This is a genomic window from Haloarcula sp. H-GB5, assembly GCF_054850705.1.
This window is the reverse complement of sequence record NZ_JBTWBG010000002.1, coordinates 442,099-462,772: the sequence shown is the minus strand read 5'-3', so window position 1 is coordinate 462,772 and position 20,674 is coordinate 442,099. Positions and strand designations below refer to the sequence as shown.

General features: G+C 63.5%; 25 protein-coding genes. 15 read left to right on the top strand and 10 right to left on the bottom strand.

Annotated features, from left to right (window positions below; all coding sequences use genetic code 11):
* Positions 1–14 precede the first annotated feature (14 nt).
* Positions 15–1,268, top strand: a complete 1,254-nt coding sequence (locus ACYJ11_RS10315; RefSeq protein WP_461647707.1) for an NAD(P)/FAD-dependent oxidoreductase — start codon at positions 15–17, stop codon at positions 1,266–1,268.
* Between the two features lie 38 nt (positions 1,269–1,306).
* Here the strand turns inward: ACYJ11_RS10315 and ACYJ11_RS10310 are convergent, their stop codons facing one another.
* A complete protein-coding gene (locus ACYJ11_RS10310; protein ID WP_004593663.1) occupies positions 1,307–1,462 on the bottom strand; it encodes a hypothetical protein in 156 nt (51 codons plus the stop codon).
* A 37-nt stretch (positions 1,463–1,499) separates the two neighbouring features.
* Complete coding sequence (locus ACYJ11_RS10305) at positions 1,500–2,180, bottom strand: metallophosphoesterase (RefSeq protein WP_461647706.1); 681 nt, start codon at positions 2,178–2,180, stop codon at positions 1,500–1,502.
* Positions 2,181–2,317: 137 nt separating this feature from the next.
* On the opposite strand from ACYJ11_RS10305, the gene ACYJ11_RS10300 reads away from it, so the two are divergent.
* From ACYJ11_RS10300 to ACYJ11_RS10290, 3 genes are read left to right on the top strand one after another with little or no spacing between them, the layout of a single operon-like run.
* Positions 2,318–3,085: a DUF7839 domain-containing protein gene (locus tag ACYJ11_RS10300; RefSeq protein WP_461647705.1), complete on the top strand. Its 768-nt coding sequence runs from the start codon at positions 2,318–2,320 to the stop codon at positions 3,083–3,085.
* 46 nt (positions 3,086–3,131) lie between these two features.
* On the top strand, positions 3,132–3,287 hold the full coding sequence (locus ACYJ11_RS10295; RefSeq protein WP_170098323.1) for a hypothetical protein: 156 nt from the start codon (positions 3,132–3,134) through the stop codon (positions 3,285–3,287).
* A gap of 55 nt (positions 3,288–3,342) precedes the next feature.
* Positions 3,343–4,506 carry a thiolase family protein gene (locus tag ACYJ11_RS10290; protein WP_461647704.1) on the top strand — a complete coding sequence of 388 codons (1,164 nt, stop codon included), beginning with the start codon at positions 3,343–3,345 and terminating at the stop codon, positions 4,504–4,506.
* Positions 4,507–4,652: 146 nt separating this feature from the next.
* On the opposite strand, the gene ACYJ11_RS10285 is transcribed toward ACYJ11_RS10290, so the two are convergent.
* Positions 4,653–6,269, bottom strand: a complete 1,617-nt coding sequence (locus ACYJ11_RS10285; protein ID WP_461647703.1) for a S8 family serine peptidase — start codon at positions 6,267–6,269, stop codon at positions 4,653–4,655.
* A 467-nt stretch (positions 6,270–6,736) separates the two neighbouring features.
* Here ACYJ11_RS10285 and ACYJ11_RS10280 point away from each other — a divergent pair, with 467 nt between their 5' ends.
* The 5 genes from ACYJ11_RS10280 to ACYJ11_RS10260 all read left to right on the top strand — a co-directional run bounded on the left by ACYJ11_RS10280 (position 6,737) and on the right by ACYJ11_RS10260 (position 10,206).
* Positions 6,737–7,858 carry a pyridoxal phosphate-dependent aminotransferase gene (locus tag ACYJ11_RS10280; protein ID WP_461647702.1) on the top strand — a complete coding sequence of 374 codons (1,122 nt, stop codon included), beginning with the start codon at positions 6,737–6,739 and terminating at the stop codon, positions 7,856–7,858.
* A gap of 202 nt (positions 7,859–8,060) precedes the next feature.
* A complete protein-coding gene (locus tag ACYJ11_RS10275) occupies positions 8,061–8,339 on the top strand; it encodes an ArsR/SmtB family transcription factor (RefSeq protein WP_004593670.1) in 279 nt (92 codons plus the stop codon).
* A gap of 64 nt (positions 8,340–8,403) precedes the next feature.
* Complete coding sequence (locus tag ACYJ11_RS10270) at positions 8,404–8,700, top strand: hypothetical protein (protein ID WP_053967003.1); 297 nt, start codon at positions 8,404–8,406, stop codon at positions 8,698–8,700.
* Positions 8,701–8,810: 110 nt separating this feature from the next.
* A complete protein-coding gene (locus ACYJ11_RS10265; protein WP_461647701.1) occupies positions 8,811–9,044 on the top strand; it encodes a DUF2249 domain-containing protein in 234 nt (77 codons plus the stop codon).
* 1 nt (position 9,045) lies between these two features.
* Positions 9,046–10,206, top strand: coding sequence for a hypothetical protein (locus ACYJ11_RS10260; protein WP_461647700.1), 1,161 nt, complete (start codon positions 9,046–9,048; stop codon positions 10,204–10,206).
* A gap of 15 nt (positions 10,207–10,221) precedes the next feature.
* Here ACYJ11_RS10260 and ACYJ11_RS10255 read toward each other — a convergent pair whose 3' ends face one another.
* From ACYJ11_RS10255 to ACYJ11_RS10240, 4 genes are all read right to left on the bottom strand, one after another.
* A complete protein-coding gene (locus tag ACYJ11_RS10255; protein WP_188978061.1) occupies positions 10,222–10,869 on the bottom strand; it encodes a helix-turn-helix domain-containing protein in 648 nt (215 codons plus the stop codon).
* Between the two features lie 65 nt (positions 10,870–10,934).
* The gene (locus ACYJ11_RS10250) at positions 10,935–12,008 is read right to left on the bottom strand and encodes a radical SAM protein (RefSeq protein ID WP_461647699.1); all 1,074 of its coding nucleotides are present in this window, start codon (positions 12,006–12,008) and stop codon (positions 10,935–10,937) included.
* Complete coding sequence (locus tag ACYJ11_RS10245) at positions 12,009–12,314, bottom strand: CGCGG family putative rSAM-modified RiPP protein (protein WP_461647698.1); 306 nt, start codon at positions 12,312–12,314, stop codon at positions 12,009–12,011. It abuts the gene before it with no gap.
* Positions 12,315–12,427: 113 nt separating this feature from the next.
* The gene (locus ACYJ11_RS10240; protein ID WP_461647697.1) at positions 12,428–12,841 is read right to left on the bottom strand and encodes an SRPBCC family protein; all 414 of its coding nucleotides are present in this window, start codon (positions 12,839–12,841) and stop codon (positions 12,428–12,430) included.
* A 193-nt stretch (positions 12,842–13,034) separates the two neighbouring features.
* Between ACYJ11_RS10240 and ACYJ11_RS10235 the strand changes: the two genes are divergently transcribed.
* From ACYJ11_RS10235 to ACYJ11_RS10225, 3 genes are all read left to right on the top strand, one after another.
* Positions 13,035–13,670: a helix-turn-helix domain-containing protein gene (locus ACYJ11_RS10235; protein ID WP_461647696.1), complete on the top strand. Its 636-nt coding sequence runs from the start codon at positions 13,035–13,037 to the stop codon at positions 13,668–13,670.
* A gap of 47 nt (positions 13,671–13,717) precedes the next feature.
* Positions 13,718–14,281 (top strand): NUDIX hydrolase, encoded by a 564-nt coding sequence (locus tag ACYJ11_RS10230; RefSeq protein WP_188978050.1) that lies wholly within the window; start codon positions 13,718–13,720, stop codon positions 14,279–14,281.
* 93 nt (positions 14,282–14,374) lie between these two features.
* Complete coding sequence (locus ACYJ11_RS10225; RefSeq protein WP_461647695.1) at positions 14,375–15,073, top strand: SDR family NAD(P)-dependent oxidoreductase; 699 nt, start codon at positions 14,375–14,377, stop codon at positions 15,071–15,073.
* Between the two features lie 9 nt (positions 15,074–15,082).
* Here the strand turns inward: ACYJ11_RS10225 and ACYJ11_RS10220 are convergent, their stop codons facing one another.
* The 3 genes from ACYJ11_RS10220 to ACYJ11_RS10210 form a co-directional block, all read right to left on the bottom strand.
* Entirely contained in the window at positions 15,083–16,822 is a 1,740-nt protein-coding gene (locus tag ACYJ11_RS10220) for a histidine kinase N-terminal 7TM domain-containing protein (RefSeq protein ID WP_461647694.1), read from the bottom strand.
* Positions 16,823–16,864: 42 nt separating this feature from the next.
* On the bottom strand, positions 16,865–17,185 hold the full coding sequence (locus ACYJ11_RS10215; RefSeq protein ID WP_188978044.1) for a hypothetical protein: 321 nt from the start codon (positions 17,183–17,185) through the stop codon (positions 16,865–16,867).
* Between the two features lie 128 nt (positions 17,186–17,313).
* Positions 17,314–17,478, bottom strand: coding sequence for a hypothetical protein (locus ACYJ11_RS10210; protein ID WP_421641157.1), 165 nt, complete (start codon positions 17,476–17,478; stop codon positions 17,314–17,316).
* 112 nt (positions 17,479–17,590) lie between these two features.
* Between ACYJ11_RS10210 and ACYJ11_RS10205 the strand changes: the two genes are divergently transcribed.
* The 3 genes from ACYJ11_RS10205 to ACYJ11_RS10195 all read left to right on the top strand — a co-directional run bounded on the left by ACYJ11_RS10205 (position 17,591) and on the right by ACYJ11_RS10195 (position 20,644).
* Positions 17,591–18,568 carry a MogA/MoaB family molybdenum cofactor biosynthesis protein gene (locus ACYJ11_RS10205; protein WP_461647693.1) on the top strand — a complete coding sequence of 326 codons (978 nt, stop codon included), beginning with the start codon at positions 17,591–17,593 and terminating at the stop codon, positions 18,566–18,568.
* Positions 18,569–18,774: 206 nt separating this feature from the next.
* A complete protein-coding gene (locus ACYJ11_RS10200; protein WP_461647692.1) occupies positions 18,775–19,740 on the top strand; it encodes a WD40/YVTN/BNR-like repeat-containing protein in 966 nt (321 codons plus the stop codon).
* 79 nt (positions 19,741–19,819) lie between these two features.
* Positions 19,820–20,644: an aldo/keto reductase gene (locus ACYJ11_RS10195; RefSeq protein WP_461647691.1), complete on the top strand. Its 825-nt coding sequence runs from the start codon at positions 19,820–19,822 to the stop codon at positions 20,642–20,644.
* Positions 20,645–20,674: the final 30 nt, after the last annotated feature.

The window sequence follows — 20,674 nt, the reverse complement described above, 5'->3', positions numbered from 1 at the left end:
TCGAACTGGCGGGTATGACAGATGTCGTCGTCGCCGGCGCAGGACTCGCCGGGCTGGTCGCCGCCCGCCACTTGGCGGAGTCGGGTCGGGACGTGACCGTTTTCGAACAGGCGCCGGAGGTCGGGGGTCGCGTTCGGACAGCCCACGAGGACGGCTACACGTTCGACCGCGGGTTTCAGGTCATGTTCACCGCCTACCCCGCGGCGAAGCGCGAACTCGACATAGAGGCGCTCTCTCCGCGGACGTTCACGCCGGGGGCCACTATCGCGAGCCCGAACCACCGCTCGGTGCTGTCGGACCCCCTCCGGAACCCATCGGCTGCGCCACAGACACTGCTCAACACCGACGTTCGGACGGCCGACAAGCTCCGGCTGTTCCGGCTCCAGCGCGAACTGGCCGGCGTCGAGCCCGTCGAACTGCTCTCGCGCGGCGGGACGACCATCCGGGAATACCTCGCAGACTACGGGTTCTCGAAGCGGTTCGTCGAACGGTTCGCCGCGCCCTTCTACGGCGGCATCACGCTCGACCGCTCGCTGGGAACGGACAGCAGCATCTTCGAGTACACCTACAAGATGCTGAGCGAGGGCGAGATATTCGTCCCCGCCGACGGGATGCAGGCGATGCCGCGACAGCTCGCCGACCGCGCTCGCTCGGCGGGCGCGACCATCGAAACCGACGCGCCCGTGACAGAGCTGGAGACCAACGAGGGAGAGGTTACTGCCGAGGTAGGCAATGAGACGGTAACGGCCGAGAGCGCCGTCATCGCGACGGACCCACAGACTGCGGCAGAGCTGACAGATATCGATGCGATCCCGACCGAGCCCGTCGGCTGTGTCACCCAGTACTTCGCACTCCCGACGAACCGCGCCCCGACGACCGGACAGCGCATCATCCTCAACGCGGCGGACGACCGACCGAACACCGTCGCGCCGCTGTCGGCGGTCGCCAGCGAGTACGCGCCCGCTGGGATGGAGTTATACAGTGCCACGTTCCTCGGAACGCCAGAAGAAGGCGATGCGGAACTGGCCGCTGAAGTCCGGGCGGCGCTGCAGTCGTGGTATCCGAACGCGAGCTTCGAGGCGCTGGAACTGCTCCGGACCGACCGCGTCCCGCTCTCGCAGTTCGCCCAGCCGCCGGGGTATCGGGAGTCGCTCCCGGACCCGACAGCGCCGGAGGGCAACGCTGTTCTGGCCGGCGACTACACCCGCTGGTCAGCGATACAGGGCGCACTGGAAAGCGGCAAAGTCGCTGCTGATCTGCTTCGATAAGAGAAACGCCGATACGACTCCAGAAGAGGGCCGGCGGCCTATGCGGCCGGACCGCCGCTATTCGTGTTTCCCTCTTGTTCGTGCCCCTCCCCTTCGAGGACTTCAGAGACGTACTTTATCGTCGCGAAGTACAGCAGCAGTAGCGAGAGCAGCGTAATCGCGATGAGACCCAGCGCGATTTCTGTCTGAACCATATTCCAGCGTCCACCGTCGCGGCTCAAATACTTACCGTTATAGCATGCGCCGGAACTCACCCAGCGGCGGGAACGACAGGGTCTCGCGCCCGCTCTCGTCCCAGACCACTGGCTCCAGTCGGTCGGCGTCAGTGACGAGCGGGGACTGGAAGTCACTGGCGCGCATCTCGTTGACCTCGACGCCGGCGTTCAGCCTGTTGAACGACGGGAGCATCACGACATCGCTGCCACGGTACTGGCCGCTCCCGACAAGGTAGCAGGGTTGGCGCTGTCCCTCGATGTTGATCGTCGGGTGGTCATGTCCGACGACGTAGCGGTCGGCGTCGACATCCGGAGCCTCGTGGCCGTGACAGACGACGGTGTCGCTGATCCGGTATACCGTCTCGGTCGGGCCGTCCCACACGCTGTCGAGCATCGTGTCGTGGTTGCCTGGCGTCACGAGCAGGCGCGCACCGGTCTGCTGGCAGGTGCTTTTGAGCCCTGCCACGGTACTCTCGACCGACCGGGGAACGGTCTGGAACGAGTGGAGCAGGTCGCCGGCGACGACGACCTCCTCGGGTTCGTGGCGCTCGACGAGCGACTGGAACCGCTGGACCATGTCGGAGCCGGACCCGACCGGGAGTTCGAGGTTCCCGCCGGTGCCCCGGCCGACGTGGAGGTCCGCGACGACGAGCGTCTCCCCGAGCAGGAGCGCCCGGTCGTCGTAGCTAGCTGTCATCGCCGTTCAGTCAGCACCGGCGAGGCTTATATTGTCGGTCACGGCGGCGGGCCACATCGCAGGTGGCCAGTCCACAGCCGATTATCTCGCCTGACAGTGTCGGTGGTATTTTTACCTGCGACTCCCGTGACTCCTGTATGGTCGACGTCCTGGAGAACAAGCGGGCCGCGACGCGGTTTCGGGTCCTCGTGGAGATTGCCGAGCGCCAGCCCGCAGTGAGTCAGGGCGAAATCGCCGACGCCGTCGGCGTGACGAGCCAGGCCGTCAGTGAGTACATCCGCGAACTCGTCGACGACGGCCTCGTCGAAAAAGAGGGGCGGTCGCGCTACCGCGTCACCAAGGAGGGCGTCGACTGGGTGTTCCAGTCCGCGACCGACGTCCGCCGGTTCGCCGACCACGTTACCGACGACGTGCTCGGCAGCGTGCAGGAGGACGCCGCCATCGCCACGGCGGATCTGGAAGAAGGAGAGACGGTGACACTCTCGCTGTCGGACGGCCTGCTGCACGCTGACCCCGGCGGCGGTGACGCGACGGGGGTGACGACGACCAGCGCCGCGGAGGGCGAGGTCGTCGGTGTCACCGGCTTCGAGGGAGTCATCGACCTCAACCCCGGCCACGTCAGCGTGATACAGGTCCCGCCAGTCCGATCAGGGCCGGTCGAGAACATCGATGAGATCGCCGCGGCCTGTGCAGACGTCCCCATCGTCACCGCAGCGGGCGTTGAGTCCGTCGTTGCACTCCGCGATGCCGGCATCGAACCGACGACACATTTCGCGGCCGGCGAGGTGGCCGCCGCCGCCGCATCGCGGGGACTCGATGCCGTCGTCGTCGCAACACAGGACACCGTCGGGCGTGTGACCGACGCGCTTCGCGACGCGAGCGTCGACTACGACGTGACGCAGTGACCCGCGAGTAGCGGGACTTTTCCGGTCGGCTGCCGTCGATACAGTCATGAGCGATCACGAGATGCACGACGCTGTCGAAGCGTTCCTGAACGAGGCAGACGACGCCTACGGCGAGTACGAGCAGGGCTACACCGACGCTGATGCGACGCTCCGGCGACTGGAAACGGCTATCGAGGAACTGCGGGAAGCGGCCGAGGAGTAGGACGCCGTCTATCGTCGGGCGAACAGTATTGTAGGATTGGGTTCATGTGGCTCGTATGACGGATGTGGTTCTGGTCGACGGTGCACGCACCGCACACGGTGAACTGCTGGGCGGGCTCTCAGAGCGAAGCGCGGTAGAGCTGGGTACTGCAGCCGTGGAGGGACTGCTTGATCGAACCGCCGTGGACGAAGACAGTGTCGACTGGGTCGGCCTCGGAAACGCGGTACAGGCGGGCGTCGGCCAGGTCCCGGCCAGACAGGTCGTCGTCGAGTCACCACTTCCAGACGATGTCGCCGCGACGACACTGAACGAGGCGTCGGGGTCGGGACTGCGAGCAATCACGACCGCCGCCGACCGCATCGAGGCCGGTCGGGCATCGGTGTGTCTCGCCGGCGGCATAGAGTCGATGTCGAACGCGCCGTATCTCGTTCCCGAAATGCGCGGTGGCCGCCGGCACGGGAACAGCGAACTCGTCGACGCGATGATCTGGGACTCACTGTGGGACAAACACTACGACGCACACATGGGCACGCTGACGGAGGAAATTGCCGCCGAGCACGACATCAGTCGCGAGGCCCAAGACGAGTACGCTCGGCGGAGCAACCACCGGGCCGGCGAAGCGATCCAGTCCGGGAAGTTCACCGAGGAACTCGTCCCAGTGGAAACGGCGGACGGGCTCGTGACCGAGGACGAAGGGCCGCACCCGGACACGACGGTGGACCAGCTGGCGGCGCTCCCGCCGGCATTTGCGGACGGGGGCACGATCACCGCCGGCAACGCCTCGAAGCTCTCCGATGGCGCGGGAGCGGTGGTGCTGGCCGACGCCGAGACGGTCGAACGCGATAGACTGGGACCGATGGCCCACGTCGAGGACTACGCGGTTGCCTACCGCGACCCGTCGGAGTTTTCCATCGCGGTTCGGGACGTCGTCGCAAAGCTGCTGGAGCGCAACGACCTCGCCGTCGCCGACGTGGACCACTTCGAACTCAACGAAGCGTTCGCCGCACAGATGGTGTACGTCGCCGACGAACTCGACATCCCCGCCGAGAAACACAACCCGCTCGGCGGCGCGGTGGCGCTCGGGCATCCTATCGGAGCCAGCGGCGGTATCCTCACGACCACGATGCTGTACGCGATGGAGCGAGCGGATCATCACCGCGGCATCGTGGGGATGAGCGTCGGCGGTGGCGGCGCGATTGCGATGTCTGTTGTCCGGTAGAATCCGCCAGCGGCGAGGCAAGTGAGCGTCGGCGGTGGCGGCGCGATTGTGATGTCCAGACAGCGTGAAATCCAGCTGAGCTGAAAGTGGAAAGCGAGAGGGACGCTACGCACGGGATCAGTCGAAACGAGAGAATAGCAAGCAGATTACGAGCTTGTTTTTCCGATTTCTTCCAGGGTAAGTGTGTAGTCTCCGCGTCCGCTGTAGACATACACGAGTATGCCGATCTCGCTGATCTGTGAGAAATCGTCGATGATTATCTGTTCGTTACTGTCCTGCGTATAGGACGCGCGATCGTAGTCGTTCGGAGTGGGTGTGCGGCCGTCGAAGGAGACATACAGGTCGAAATCGGCGTCAGATGGGCCATCGAGACTGAGGATTAGCTGCATAGGCGACTCCGTCTTGAGGGAGTACGTCTGCTTCTCATAATCGAGCATCCCATCGAGTGACCCGGACAGCTCTTCGGTGAGACGGTCTTTCGATTCATCAGTGACGGAGACGCTGACTGACGTGGTTGTCTCAGCACCGTCGTTGTCAGTCGCAGTGACGGTGACGGTGTAGTCGCCAGTGCCGGTGTACGTGTGGCTGACCTCCGTCGCGTCCGCACCCTCGATGGGGTCAGAGCCGTCGCCGAACTCCCAGCGGTAGTTCGTTATCGAACCATCGGGGTCACGGGAGCCGCTGGCATCGAAGATGACCTCCTTATTGACAGTGACAGTTCGTGAGTCGTCGTTGAGCGTCACGATCGGCGGTTCGTTTTCGGTTCCGCCACCGGCGGTTACGAAGTTGTATGCATCCGCGAGGCCGAAACCGACGAACTGGCCGTCTGCGTCCAGTGGCTGGGCGGTGTCGAGAAGGTTCTGTCGGGTCTGGCTGGCGGGCCAATCGTGTCTGTCCAGTCCAAGCGCAGCAACGCCAGCGACAGCAGGACTCGCCATTGACGTTCCGGGGAACTGCGCGTAGTCTCCCCCCGGAACAGATGAGAGTACGTCATTACCCGGTGCCGCAATGTCGACCTTCCCGCCGTAGTTCGAGAATTCGGTCGGGCTCTTGTTCTGATCGACGGCACCAACGGCAACACATTCTTCGTAGGCTGCTGGGTACGACACGTCCTGCTGGCTTTGTGGGTCACCGTCCTGATGGTTACCGGCTGCACAGATGAGGAGGACACCCTGATTCCATGCGTACGAGACGGCGTTTTTCATTGTCTGGTTGTAGCCGCCGCCACCGAGGGACATATTGATAATGTCCGCCCCCTGGTCAGTCGCCCACTCGACAGCGTTAGCGATATCGGCGGTTCGGCCCCCATTCGGGCCGAGTGCACGGCAACTCAGGAGCCGGGAGTTACTGACACCTGCAATTCCGGTTTCGTCGTTCGTTTCGCCGGCAGCAATGCCGGAGACGTGTGTCCCATGCTGAGCAGATTGTGGTGCGGGGTCGCTGTCGTTGTCGACGAAGTCCCGTCCCTTCTGGCTCCCGAACTGCCCGTCAAGGTCGGGATGGGTGTAATCTGCACCGGTGTCTATGACGGCGATGGTGACGTCTTCGCTTCCGAACGTAATGTCCCATGCTTTCGGGGCATTGACCAGTTGTGGCGCGTACTGGCTGTCGAACTTCGGATCGTTCGGAACCGTGGCGATCGGCTCGCGAATGTGGTTGAATTCCGTATATTTGACGCCGTCAATCGTTTCGACTGTCGGAAGAATTTCGCTCTTGAATTCCTGCGGGACTGCTGAGCGAAGATACGAAAGTGACTCGTTCACGTCGAGGATATCGAGCTGTTCGAGGTCAGATCGTTCTTTTATTTTGTCATGAATATCAGAGGCGTTTTTATCATTTGATATACCGATCAGATATTCTTTTGTATCAGATTTCTGTGATGCGCTGACTTCTCCACCAAAAGCTGCGACGGTTACAGCGGAGCCGAGTGCCTTGATAACTGATCTTCTGGACGGTTTCGGCAGGGTATGTCGGGACATCCGACTCCCACTAAATATGGGTGGGTTATAAAATTAATATATAATTCCTCATGCAGCCCAGTGTCTAATAAACAAGAGTATATATTCTACTTTATAAATACGTGTTTATCTTGTTTTCTGATATATAAAGTATCAGTTATGAACGGTATAAAAGTTTATAGCGGCTGGTAATAGCGACAGAACAGGCGGACGCCGCTAATGCTACCGAAGCACAAGGAAGAATTATCGGGCCGGCCGCCCCCAGACAGAATATGACTGGATTTTCCCGACGGGTAGAACAGGTATCGATCTCAGGCATCCGCGAAGTGTTCGAGGCGGCGGGCGAGGACGCGATCAACCTCGGACTCGGCCAGCCGGACTTCCCGACGCCGAAGCACGCCCGCCAAGCGGCAGTCGAGGCAATTCAGGCGGGGGACGTCGACGCCTACACGTCGAACAAGGGGACCGAGGCACTCCGGGAAGCCATCGCTGCCAAGCACGAACGAGACAACGACCTTGATGTCGACCCTGGGGACATAATCGCCACCTCGGGTGGGAGTGAAGCACTGCACATCGCGCTGGAAGCCCACGTCGATGCAGGGCAGGAAGTCATCTTCCCAGACCCGGGGTTCGTCTCCTATGACGCGCTGACACACCTCGCAGGCGGGACGCCGCGGCCGGTCCCGCTGCGCGAGGACCTCACGATGGCACCCGAGACGGTCGAGGAGGCCATCACCGACGACACGGCGGCGTTTGTCGTGAACTCGCCCGCAAACCCGACCGGAGCGGTCCAGTCCCCGGAAGATATGCAGGAGTTCGCCCGTATCGCCGACGAGCACGACGTGCTGTGTATCTCCGACGAAGTGTACGAACATCAGGTGTTCGAGGGTGAGCACCGCTCGCCGGCGGAGTTCAGCGACACGGGCAACGTCGTCGTCGTCAACGCCTGCTCGAAGGCGTATTCGATGACAGGCTGGCGGCTCGGATGGGTTACCGGCGCGACAGACCGCATTGAGCGGATGCTACGGGTCCACCAGTACGCCCAAGCCTGTGCGTCCGCACCGGCCCAGTACGCCGCCGAGGCGGCCCTGACCGGCCCGCAGGACCAGGTGTCGGAGATGCGCGAGGCGTTCCAGGAGCGCCGCGACGTACTGCTGGACGGCCTCGACGAGATGGGGATAGACTGTCCGACACCCAAGGGCGCGTTCTACGCGATGCCGAAGGTCCCCGACGGCTGGGTGGACGAAGTCATCGACCGCGGTGTCGTCGTCGTTCCTGGCGACGCCTTCGGCGAACACGGCGCGGGCTACGCCCGCATCTCCTACGCGACGGACATGGAGACGCTGAAAGAGGCAATCGACATCATGGCCGACGCGACGGCGGCGGTCCGCTGAGCGCTCGCAGGCGAGTGGGACCGCGGACAGTCGTCCCGAAATTGGAACAGTCTCGGAAGAGAGTGCGAAGAAACGCTTTATTTGCCGCCCGTCTTGACTCTCGTATCCCATCGTGGCACATGCATCCGAGTCCAGCGCGCTGTTCGACGGGGAGAGACAGGACTATACGACGGGCAGACACAGTTCCCGGGAGGACAGTGGGATGGAGAAAGCGCTCTGGTATCTGCTGACGGCGACGCGCGGCGGCGCCAACCGGGCGCGTATCATCGACGCTCTTTCGGACCGACCGATGAACGCCAACGAACTCGCCGACGAACTCGACGTGGGCTACAAGACGATCAGGCACCACATGGAACAGCTAGAGGACCACGACGTGGTCGAATCCGGTGACGAGGAGTACGCCAAACTCTACTTCCTGACCGATCGGTTCGACAACTACCGCGACACATTCGAGGAGATCGTGGAGAAGATGGACGAATGACGATGACACAGGGTGAGACTGTCGCCGGACTGAACACGACTGGCCAGCTGGAGGGGTATCGCTGATGGCGATGGGACCGCTTATCACCGCCGCGGCGGCACTTGCAGGGCTCAACGTGCTGCTGTTGCTCCCACTGCTTGGCGTCTGGGTCCGTAACTACGCGACGTTCCGGACGGGACTCGTCGCCGGCCTCATCGCCTTCGCCGTCGCGATGCTCGCCGAGAACGCCATCGCCGTCTACTTCTTCTTCTCGATGCAGAGCTTCTACGCCGGCGACCCACACGTCCAGCAGGCCGTGCTGGTCCTGCGCTCGCTGCAGTTTATTGCCATCGCCGGCCTGAGCTACACCACGCTCCGGTAACCTTCGGGTGGCGGCGACGGTTCGTTTTCGGAGACTCCATATTGAAACCGTGTTGTCGTCCGAACACGTTCGGGACAAGCGCCTGACTGGCGGGGACCGTCATCGAACGTATGAGCACAGATCACCAGGAGTCGGTGCAGGAACTCGACGTTCGGGACGTCGACGGAGAACCGTTCGAACAGATCATGAACGCCCTCGATTCTGTCAGCGAAACCGAGGCGCTCCGGCTGGTGAACAGTTTCGAACCGGTGCCGCTGTACGACGTCCTCTCGAAGAAGGGGTACCAGTACGACACGGAACAGGTCGCCGACGAGGAGTGGCACGTCACGATCCGGCCGGAGTGAGATGCGTCCCGAGCGCGTCTCGCGGTGGTTCGTCACCGTCAGCGCGCTGTTTTTCGTTGGCTTCCACGCCGCGATGGCGGTCGCTGCGCCCCGCCGCGTCGTCGTCACGCTCGGTCTGTACGGGTTCGTCCTGCACGTCCTGTTCGGGAAGGCTTACGCGCTCGTGCCGTCGTACTTCGACCGGGACCTCGCGTGGGAGCGAGGGCCTGCCGTCCAGTTCCCGCTATCCGCCCTCGGTACAACTGGGCTGGCGCTCGCACCGCTTGGGCCACCGTGGCTCCGACCAGTCGGGACCACGCTCTGGGCCGGCGGCGTTGCGGTCTTTCTCGGGACGCTGGGACGGACCATTCGTGACAACGTCACCGGCGCTGCGACGGGGACCGGCGGTGCGAACACCCATCGGGAGCCGGTCGACCGAACTGCCAACGTCGCAGTCCCGGTAGCGCTCGGTTACCTCGCACTTGCGGCCGGTGGCGCGCTCGCTATCGCCGCTGGCTTCGGGTCAGTACTCCCACAGCAACTGTCGCACTTGCTCGCCGCGGGGACGGCCGCGCTGTTCGTCTTCGGCGTCGGCTTCCGGCTGTTTCCCCGGTTCTTGGTCGCTGAAGTACCGCGACCGGTCGTCGCGGTCGTTGTCGCCGCCGGCGCTGTCGGTCCTGCGCTGCTGGGATTCGGGCTGTTCGACCGGAGACTCCTCCTCGCCGGTGGCATCGTCGAAGCTATCGCAGTCGTCGGATTCGCGCTGTCATATGTGGTCCTGTTCCGGCGGTCGGAGCGCCACCGCGTCGGATTCTATGCGGTGCTGGTGGCGGTCGTTGCCGGAGTCGTCGGTATCGGACTCGGGCTGACTCTCGCCGTAACCGGCCGGAGTCCGGCGCTGGTCAGCGCACACTATCGGGCGATGCTGGCGGGCTTTCTCGGACTCACTGTGGTCGGGGCGGCGTTCCAGTTCTACCCACCGGCGGTCGGTGTCTGGCCCTACGCAAACAACCGGACGGCGCTGGTAACGATTGGGCTGCTCGGTGGTGGGATCGGCATTCAGCTACTCGGTCTTATCAGTCGGTTCGGCTGGATAATATCGGTCGGCACAGCGGCTGGCGCTCTCGGCTCACTCCTCTATACATATCTCCTGTTGGCGGCGTTCGTTCGTCGATGGCAGTAGTAGCGACGGCGTGGCCTACTCCGCGACGATGCTGTCGAGCAGTTTCGTCTGGGCGGCGGCGAGGTGTTCAGCGAACGTCGAGACAGAGATGTCCAGTTCCGCCGCCACGTCGCCAGCATTGGCCCCTTTTGGATACTCGAAGTACCCCATCTCGACGGCGGTTTCGAGCACTTCCTGCTGTCTGTCGGTGAGTTTACTTCGGTCGACGAGAATCGAGTCCACCGGGTCAACGTCGCCGTTCCGCCGCATCGACCGGAGCGAGACACCGTCGTACAGTTCCTTCAGCCGTGTCACGATAGCGCGCACCCGGTCGACATCGGGAGCGTGGAAGGTCAGGTGGAGCTGTCCGCCCTCGGCGCGGATGTCCGCGACCGGACAGTCATATGTTTCGACCGCCTCGCAGACGCACTCAGTTCGTGACCGAGAGAACTGGTAGCGGGCCCCGTTGCCCGTCGCGAACACCTTGTCCATGTCCTCCCGGGCCTCGATTGCCCCTTCGTCAGTGCCCGTCGCGGTGAACTCTTCAATGACCTGCCCGTCTTCGTCCGGGCTGCTTCGGGCGACATCGGTCACAGCCGCGCCTGCCTCGTCCGAGACGCTCGCCACTGGACAGGCTCCGGGGGTGTCGACCGACAGCTCCACTCTGATGCCGGAGTCGCTCATATGAGATACTGTGACACCACATTACAAAACGGGCGAGGCGCGTTCCCACGGAGTGAAAAACCCCCTCAATCTGCTGGGTGCTGATCGGGAACCGACCCCTCGAACCCATCCGGCCGGTAGTCACACAGCGGGTCCGCCGCCAGCGGGTCCCCCGTCGTCGCATACGCCCGCGACCGACTGCCGCCACAGACCGTTCGGTATCGACAGGCCCCGCATTTGCCCGTCAGCGCGTCGTCGTCCCTGAGTTGCTGGAACAGCGACGACTCCCGATAGATGTCCACGACGCTTTCCTCGCGGACATTGCCGGCCGATTTCGGCAAGAATCCGGAGGGGAACACCTCGCCGGTGTGGCTCACGAAGGCGAACCCCTTGCCAGCGCGAATACCCATCCGGCGTTTGAGCCCGCTGGCCCCCTCGTCCTGCTTCTGAATCGCGACGCGCCGATAGTGGGGCGCTTCGGTCGTCTTGAGGCCGAACGGAGCCTCGTCGCTGACCTCGTGGAGCCACGACAGTACGCGCTCCGCCCGCTCGGGGGCAATCGGCGTCAGGACCCGCCCGCGACCGACCGGGACGAGGAAGAACACCGACCACAGTACCGCATCGAGGTCCGCGACGATGTCCCGGATGGCCGGCAGTTGCTCGACCGTCTCAGCACAGACGGTGGTGTTGATCTGCAGCGGGATGTCGAGGTCTCGGGCAGCCTCGGCGGCCTCCATCGTGGCCTCGAAGCTCCCGGACTCGCCCCGGAAGGTATCGTGAGATTCGCTGTCGCCGCCATCGATGGACAGAGCCAGCCGTCGGAGTCCGGCGTCGTCGAGTTCGGCCAGTCGGTCCCGCGTCAGCGAGTTCGTCCCGCTGGGTGTCAGCGTCATCCGGAGACCCTGCTCGGTCCCGTAGTCGATGAGTTCCGGGAGGTCCTCGCGGGCGAGCGGGTCCCCGCCTGAGAGGACGACCAATTGCCCGTCGCCGAACTCACGGGCCTGGTCCAGCAGCGCCTTCCCTTCCGCCGTCGATAGCTCGTCTGGGTGGCGGCGGGGCTGGGCGTCGGCCCGGCAGTGTTTGCACGCCAGTTCACAGGCCTGTGTCACCTCCCAGATCAGCACCAGCGGCTGCTCGTCGAGGTCAAGTTTCCCGCGCATCTATGCCTCCCGGTGGACGCGGGTGACGTGGCCCCCACAGCCACACTGTTGGACGTACTCCGTTGTGATCGTATCACCGAATGCTTCCTCCAGCGCGTCGAACAGGTAGGTGTCCGGGTGGCCGTGGTCAGCGTGGCTGACCAGATTGACGTGGTTCCCCACCGTCGTCTTCTCGACGGCGTCGATGGCCTGTTCGACGACCACGTCGGGGTCCTCGGCGTGTGCGGGCGTCTCCAGGTTCGCCGACCAGGAGTTGTCGTGAACCTCGGTTGTCACCGGCGGCAGGTCCTCGTGGGAATGGCTCATATGTACAGGTTGACGGCGGGCGTCCCTCGGTCCTCTCCCGAAGATGTTCGGGTCATTATACACAACGGATTGCGGAGAGGAATTCGTCCGAACAGTCCCAATCACACGTACCGCTACGTCACCTGGTCGACGAGCCAGTCGAACTGCTTGTTCAGTTCCTTCTTGCGCTGTCGCGAGATAACGGTTGAATCGATCATCTCGCCGAGCACCGGGAGGTCGAGTGCGTTGTACTCCGTCGTCGCCGTGACTTCGGTCCCGCCGTCGACGGCTTCGACCGTGTACTCGGTCATCATCGACTCGAAGATGCCCTGGCGCTGCTCGTACCGCAGCACTGCATCGGTCTCGACGATTTCGAGGTCCAGTTCGATCTCGAACAGTCCGACGCGGTTCGTGATACCGAGGTCGTCCCCGTTGAGCGTCACCTCGTCGAACCCTGCCGCGCGCATGAACGGTGCCACGTCCGTTATCAGGGCGGTGACCGTCTCCGGGTCAGCCGGGACCATCCGAGTCAGCGAGACGCGTTCCATACCGGACGGCCAGCGGCCGGCGGAATAAGCGTTCGCCATACCCGGAGATGTTCGGCTTTCTGGTTTTGTTCGGCCTGATTCCGCGTTGACAGCGCGGGGCACTACCCCCCAAGTTTCTTATTCCCATCGCAACTGTACGAACATGTTCGGGACCACGGTCGCGGAGGTCGGACGAATATATTCGGATACACCAATGCCACACGCTGAACTCACGCTCACGATTCCGGATGAAATCTGGATCGGCGACATCTCGCGGGCGTACGACGACGCGACGTTTCGCATCCTGTCTGCGCTCCCAGGCGAGGACTCCGGTGTCGGGTTAGCGGAGATCACATCGGATGACCTCCCAGCGGTTCTCCGTGATATCGAAAATCGCGAGTCGGTCACGACTCTTGAGATACTCTCTCACCGGGACGACAGCGCGCTGGTGCAGTTCGAGACCTCGATGCCGCTCCTGCTCTTCCCGGTCCAGGGCTCTGGCGTCCCGCTTGAAATGCCGTTTACGCTGTCCAACGGCGAGGCGGTCTGGGAGATATCGGCGCCACAGGAGCGGCTCTCCGAACTCGGCGAGCAACTGGAGGAGTTCGGTATCGCCTTCAGCGTCGATCGCATCCAGCAACACCTCGAAACCGAGCAGGTACTCACCGAGAGCCAACTGGAACTGGTACAGGAGGCCATCGACGCGGGTTACTATGACACACCGCGGGAATGCTCGCTGACGGAACTGGCGGACCGCGTCGGTATCGCGAAGTCGACCTGCAGTGAAACCCTCCACCGCGCGGAGGAGCAGATCCTGAAACAGTTCGTCTCGGACCACCCGGCGCGGTGACGGGAAGTCGAAGCGCGTAATACGCGCCTCTGTGAGAGGTACGACATATGAGTTCCGACGCGGTCGACGAGACGCACGAAAACGCCCGACAGGAGGTCATCGCGGTGGATGCCGACGACAACGAGGAGGGGCTGGTCAATCGGCTCGATGCCCACACTGGCGATGGGGTTCGCCACCGCGCGTTCACTGCCCTGCTGTTTGACGAGGACGGCCGGATCCTGCTCGCCCAGCGCGCAGCGAACAAACGCCTCTGGGATACCCACTGGGACGGGACCGTCGCCTCCCACCCCGTCGAAGGCCAGACACAGGTCGAGGCCACCGAGGAACGGCTCGAAGAGGAACTGGGCATCGACCCCTCGCAGTACCAGAACCTCCGCGTGACCGACCGGTTCGAGTACAAGCGCTACTACGAGAACGCCGGCCTCGAATGGGAAGTCTGTGCGGTCCTACAGGCCACGCTCCACGACACCTCACTGGAACCGAACCCCGAGGAGGTCGACGGCCTCATGTGGGTCCCCTACGAGCGACTCCGGGAAAATCCCGAGTACTACCGCCAGCTCCGCCTCTGTCCCTGGTTCGAGATCGCGATGCGCCGGGACGAAGAACGGTAACGCCGACGGTCACTATCCCACTCGGGCGGCAGGCGTCGCAGTGACACCGCCCCCGACCCGTTTCCTTTTCGGCCCGGCCGCCAAACCCCAGGTATGGACGTTCCGCTGTACGACTCACTCGACGGCCAGGTCGTGCTCGTCACCGGAGCCACACGGGGCATCGGGAAGGCAATCGCCGACGGGCTGGTCGACCTCGACGCGACGGTGTACGCCGGCGCTCGTGATACTGCCGACATCGAGGGGACGGACCGCCACGCTATCGAACTCGACGTGACCGACGACGACGGGATGGTCGCCGCGGTCGACCGCATCGAGCGCGAGCAGGGCCGGCTCGACGTGCTGGTCAACAACGCCGGCGTGATGGACTCCCGAGAGCCGCTCGACGAGATGCCGACCGACGTCATCGACCACACCCTCGACACGAACCTCCGGGGAGCGGTCCTCATGACGAAGTACGCCCTCCCGTTGTTGCTGGCTGAGGAGGGCGGCCGCGTCGTCACCATGTCCTCCGGGCTGGGCGCTATCACCGAGAGCCAGTCAGGCGGCACGCCGGCCTACCGCATCTCGAAGACCGGCGTCAACGGGCTGACGAAGTACCTCGACGGCGAGTACGCGACCGACGGCCTTATCGCCAACTCGGTGTGTCCGGGCTACGTCCAGACAGACATGACTGAGGGGAGCGCCCCCCGGACGCCCGAGGAGGGGGCCGAGACGCCGGTGTGGCTCGCTCGCTTCCGACCCGACGCGCCGAGCGGGCGGTTCTGGCGCGACAAGGCCGAAATCGAGTGGTAGCTACCGAGATCAATCAGCGTTCTCGCTGTGGGCCACTGCTGGCTCGTCCGTCGCGTGGGCTGGCTCAGCCGCCGGCAGTTGCAACTCAACAGTCGTTCCCGGCTCGTCCGTATCGGGGAACGACATTCGGCCGCCGAGGTTTCGGACGATCCAGTTGACGAGCCAGAGTCCGACGCCGGAACCGTGTTTGAGCGGCGTTTCAGTCCCCGAGCGGATGACCTCGCGCTCGTGGTCGGTGATACCGGGACCGTTGTCGTGAACGGCCACACGGACGCCGGGCGTTCCGTCGGCCCGTGTCGCCGTAATCTCGACCACAACTGGGCTCTCGTCGGTCGCTTGATGTTCGACAGCGTTCTCGACCAGTTCCTCCAGCGCGATGAGGACCGACGGACCACCCCGGATCCAGATATCGTCCTCACAGGTGAGCGTGATCGCCACGTCAGGGCGGCGATCCCGAGCATCGCTCACGACCGATTCTAGCAGCTGCTGAAGCGCTGTCGGGCTGTGCTGCTCGGTCTCTAGGGCCTCGGTGACTCGGCCGATCTTGTTACTGCGGTCGACGATTTCGTCGACTGTACTCATAATGCGGTCGAGTCGCTCGCGTTCGTCGGCGTCGGCCGTGTCCCGGAGCAGGTCCGCGTTCCCTTTGACGACGTTCATCTCGTTCCGGATATCGTGACGGAGCAAGCGGTTGAGCACGTCCAGTCGCTGTTCGCGCTGTCGACGGTCCGTGATATCCCGGAGGCTGATGAGGTGGCCCGAGACAACGCCGTACGCGCGGTACAGCGGTATCACGCGCACGTCGTAGTACCGGACGCCGCCGTCACGTTCGAGGGCCATCTCAGTCTGCGTTCGTTCACCGGGGCCGGGGACCGTCTCCGCGAGTGTCGGAGACGTCTGCGGGAGCGAGCGGCCCAGAACCGCGTTCTGGTCACCGTCAAACAGCGCCGTTGCGGTCGCGTTGATATCGACGATGCGGCGCTCGTCGTCGACGATGATGACCATATCATCCATTTCGGTGAAGATCGCTTCCCGGCCCAGTTCCCGGGTCACCGGTGCCACGTCGAGCAGCTGCCCGCGGAGGATGGCGACTGAGAGGACGGCCCCCGACGCGACGTACCCGAGACTCGTCGGGTTGAACGGAGTCGGTACCGCACCGAGCACGAACAGCGTCTGGACGACCGTCGGGACGGCGATGGCGAGTAACAATGCGACCCCCTGGCCCTGAAACACCTGGTTCGACCGGAACAGCATCCGCAACAGGAGGACACCGCCGGCGAGAATCAACAGCAGTATGTAGGACATGTGCCCCCAGTACATGACTTCGTACGCGGGAGCGAGGGCTACCGACGATGCAGAGACGGATTGTGTGCCGTGGCCGGACCAGATGAGTTCGTGGGCGTGATTCGACCACACGAGCGTGACAAACACCGCCGGTTCGAATAGTAACAGCGCTGTTCGGCGTTGCGTGAGCCAGTGTGGGTGCCCCGTGTACTCGATAACCGTCACGAGCCACGCGACAGGGATGATCACCGAGAGCGTCAACTGCACTTGGACGAGTCGCTCCATGGTGGAGAGGCCCGGTACAGCGAGTTCGATACCGTACGCCACGGCCCAGAGGCTCGCCGCGACAACAAACACTGCCAGCGGTCCCGCGCCCGGCCGGTCCCGGTGGAGCCACACCAGAAAAGCGACGCCCATACCGACGACACCCGACAATAAAACGACAGTAAGTGGCGACAGGACCATTCAGTAGCGTAGTAATGGCGTCCCTGATATAACTATTCTCGGTCACTTCGACTGCGAACGAACCGCAGACCACACGGCGAGGGCACCAAGTACGAACGCCGGAACGAGCGGGAGCGTGAGATAGGCGTCCCGGAGCGTGAGCCCGAAGCTACTGATAACGCTCTGGGCGGACGGCAAGAGCAAAATCGCGCCAGGAACGAAGAGGAACGCCACGCCGATCATTCCAACCAGAATCCAGCCGCTCGTTCCGAACTCGGGACCGTCGGCAGCTTCCGTGCCCGTCTCGCTGTCCGTACGAGGGGTGTCTGCGGACTGTGGCTCCGTGTCAGGACGGTGGACGTAGCCGGACTCGTCATCAGCCATCGACACGCCCCCCGTCGCGCCCGCTCGGATGGTGCGTCACGATGGGACGACCTTCAGTAATACCGACGGAACAACGTGGCTGCATATCTCGGAGTCAGGCAAGCGAGCGCAAAACGCTAACGGTCCCGCTACTGCGATAGACCGGGGGCTTCCTGGCGTGAGATGTCACGCAGACTCATCCGATGGCCGCTGTCGGAAGCGTGTGCGTCCCGCTGTCCCTCTGCGACTGACGAGTCTTCGTACAGTCCCTCAAACGCACACTCGTGGCAGACGACGTGGTATCTCCCATCCATACATTTTTGTTCTTCTTGCTATATTTTAATACTGTCGGTTTCAGATATTATACAGGTTGCGGTTACGCAAACGGTCATCAGGGTATTTATCCACCGCAACCGATGGGATAGTATGGTGGATTTCCAGTCCCGTGACACACGCCGAGGTCCGACTGACGGGGAAGACGACGAGACAGACGAAGGCGAGACGGGGGACGACGAGGAATCCGCGGCAGTCGATACCAACTCCGAGGCCGCCAGTTCGGAGCCCACCGAAGCGACCGACAGAGCGGCGGAAAATGACGATATAGCAGCAGATGAGGCTGACAGCACAGAGACTCCTGCAACAGATGATACTGCGGAGGGCAGTGAGAGACACACATCAGAGTCCGAAACCGACGGCTCTGCTACACAACGAATCGACGAGGCGACGAACCAGAGTACAGACAGCCAGCCAGCGGATGAAACACAGAACACTGGGGGAGTTGATAAGGCGACACAGGAGCCTGATGAGGCCCCACATCAGGACCCTCTCTCTGAGCCACAGGCACCGACCGAACCGGCGGATACACCGCAGGAAGCAGCGGTTCAGACAACGGATGAAACGACAGCAGAGACAGTCGCGCAGGACGACATGTCGCAAGAACAGTCGGTTGCCGCCGCCGTCGTCACGGTCGGGACGGCGACGGAGGAAGGAGACCCGACGGGCGAGGCGGTGGAGACAGCACTCGAAGCGACCGGCCAGACGGTCACGGCTCGCGAACGGCTTCGAGGGGACTACGACGGCATTCAGGAGGCCGTCGACAGACTGGTCGGGCGTGACGACGTGGAGGTCGTCGTCACCGCGGGCGGCCTCGGTGTTGCTCCGACGGAGCAGACCCTCGAAGCTGTCCACCCGCTGTTCGAGAAAGCCCTGCCGGGATTCGAGGAGGTGTACCGGGGCCTCCTTTTCGAACAACAGGGGGCCGGTGTTATCACCGTCCGCGCGACAGCCGGGATTGCCGGCGGGACGCCAGTGTTCTGCCTGCCCGCGGACCCGGCGGCGGCCCGTATCGCCATCGACGAGATCATCGCGGCGCAAGCCCCGTCGCTCGTCGCTGACCTGTCCTGACCACAGCCGGCGGACTCGTGGTATCAGTCTTGTGTCCGTTTACCCGACTTAACGTGACGTTTTGCCGGTTCGTTCCGGGCCGCCAATTTTTCCACGGCCGGCCGGCTATTCTCCCGAATATCGGTCGTTTAAACGGTTAAATCGCCGTGAAAGGTCGTTAACTGCGTCCCCCATTGAAGTGGGGGCAGTCCACAGGCTCGGGTGTCATGTCCGATCGCAACGCGACACGACGCGGCGTACTCAAGGGTATCGGCGCGACAGCTGCAGCCGCACTGGGTGGAACGGCCCTCTCCGGGACGGTTGCGGCGGCCGATCCCTGGGAGTCCGTCGAGTCCCCGACCGGGAACACCCTCCACGACGTCGAATACACGGCCGCCGGTGCGTACGCGGTGGCGGGTGGCGGCATCGTCCTCGAACGAACCAGCGCGGGCTGGCAGAAGGTCATCGGCGGCGGTCCGACCGGCAACGGAAACAGCCTCTACGGGGCCGACGTGACCGACGACGGCAAGGCCCTCTGGTTCGTCGGCGCGTCTGGCGCTATCGGCGAGTACGACGTTGAGTCGGGCGTGCTCACCGACCACAGCGCCCCGATGGACGTCACCAACAACTTCAACGACGTGTCCGTGACCGGCACCGCCGGCGAAGCAAACGTCTACATCGCCGGCGACTCCGGGAAGATGTACTACAGCTTCGAGAACGGCGCGAGCGAGACGTGGGACTACACCACGCCCGGGTCCGGGTCAGCCATCAACGCCGTCGACTTCCACGGCGTTCGCTCGGGCCACATCGTCGACGGGAACAAGAGCGTCTTCGTCACCGACGACGGCGCGACGTGGAACAAGATCGGCCTCGCCGACGCCAACGTCAACTTCTACGGCGTCGACTCCGACGGCCCGGACGACGTGTGGGTCTCCGGCGGTGGCGGCATGATATTCCACTGGAACGGCTCCGAGTGGACACCGACCGACACTGGCGACGCTGGCCTGCGCGACATCGAGGTCACCGACGACGACAGCACCGGCTACACGGTCGGTGGTGGCGGCAAGGTGTACGCCCTCGGCGGTGGCGACTGGACTCAGGAGGAGACGCCCGCCGGCGAGAACCTGAAGGCCGTCGTCCGCGGCGGCACCGACATCGCAGTCGGTTCTGGCGGGACTATTCTGGAGAAGTGACGCCACGGTAGCATTGGCTAGTTCGAGACAGCGGCGCACCGTCGCCACGACTTTTCACTGGCCCCCTCCAACATCCTGTATGGACGAGATTCAGATCCAGGGAACGTCGGTCCCCGCACTCGGCCTGGGAACGTGGCAGCTCACTGGCCAAACCTGCCGTGAGACTGTCGAGACGGCCCTGGAGATGGGCTATCGCCACATCGACACCGCACAGGCCTACGGTAACGAGCGGCAGGTCGGGCTGGGGATAGAGGCCGCCACGGTTGACCGCGAGAACGTATTTCTGACGACGAAACTCGACGGGTCCAACCGCGACGAGCGTAATGTCCGGCGGTCGACGCGGGAGAGCCTGAACAAACTGGGAACGGACTATCTGGACCTCCTACTCATCCACTGGCCCAACACCCCGTGGATGGCGTCGCTGTCGGAGACGCTCGGGGCGATGAACGACCTCGTCGAAGAGGGGCTGGTCCGCCACATCGGCGTCAGCAACTTCTCACCGGCGCTGCTGGACGAGGCACGGGACAGCTCGTCGGCTCCGATCTTCACTGACCAAGTGCAGTACCACCCCTACTGGGACCAGCGGAAACTACTGGACTACTGTCGCATTCACGACGTGCTCCTGACCGCCTACAGCCCGCTGGCCCGCGGCGGCGTTCTCGACGACCCAGCGCTCGTCCAGATCGGAAACAAGTACGGGAAGTCCCCGGCGCAGGTCGCGCTCCGGTGGCTCCTCCAGCAGGACGGCGTGGCCGCGATTCCGAAGGCGTCCAGCCGCGAGCATCTGGAAGCGAACATGGCCGTCTTCGATTTCGAGCTAACGGACGCTGAGATGGAACGGATTCGAGATCCGTCGAAGGTCAAAACCGGCGTGCAGTTCGTCCGGTCGCAGTTACCGTTCTGAGTATCACGGCCGACCGGAGCTGTGGCCACA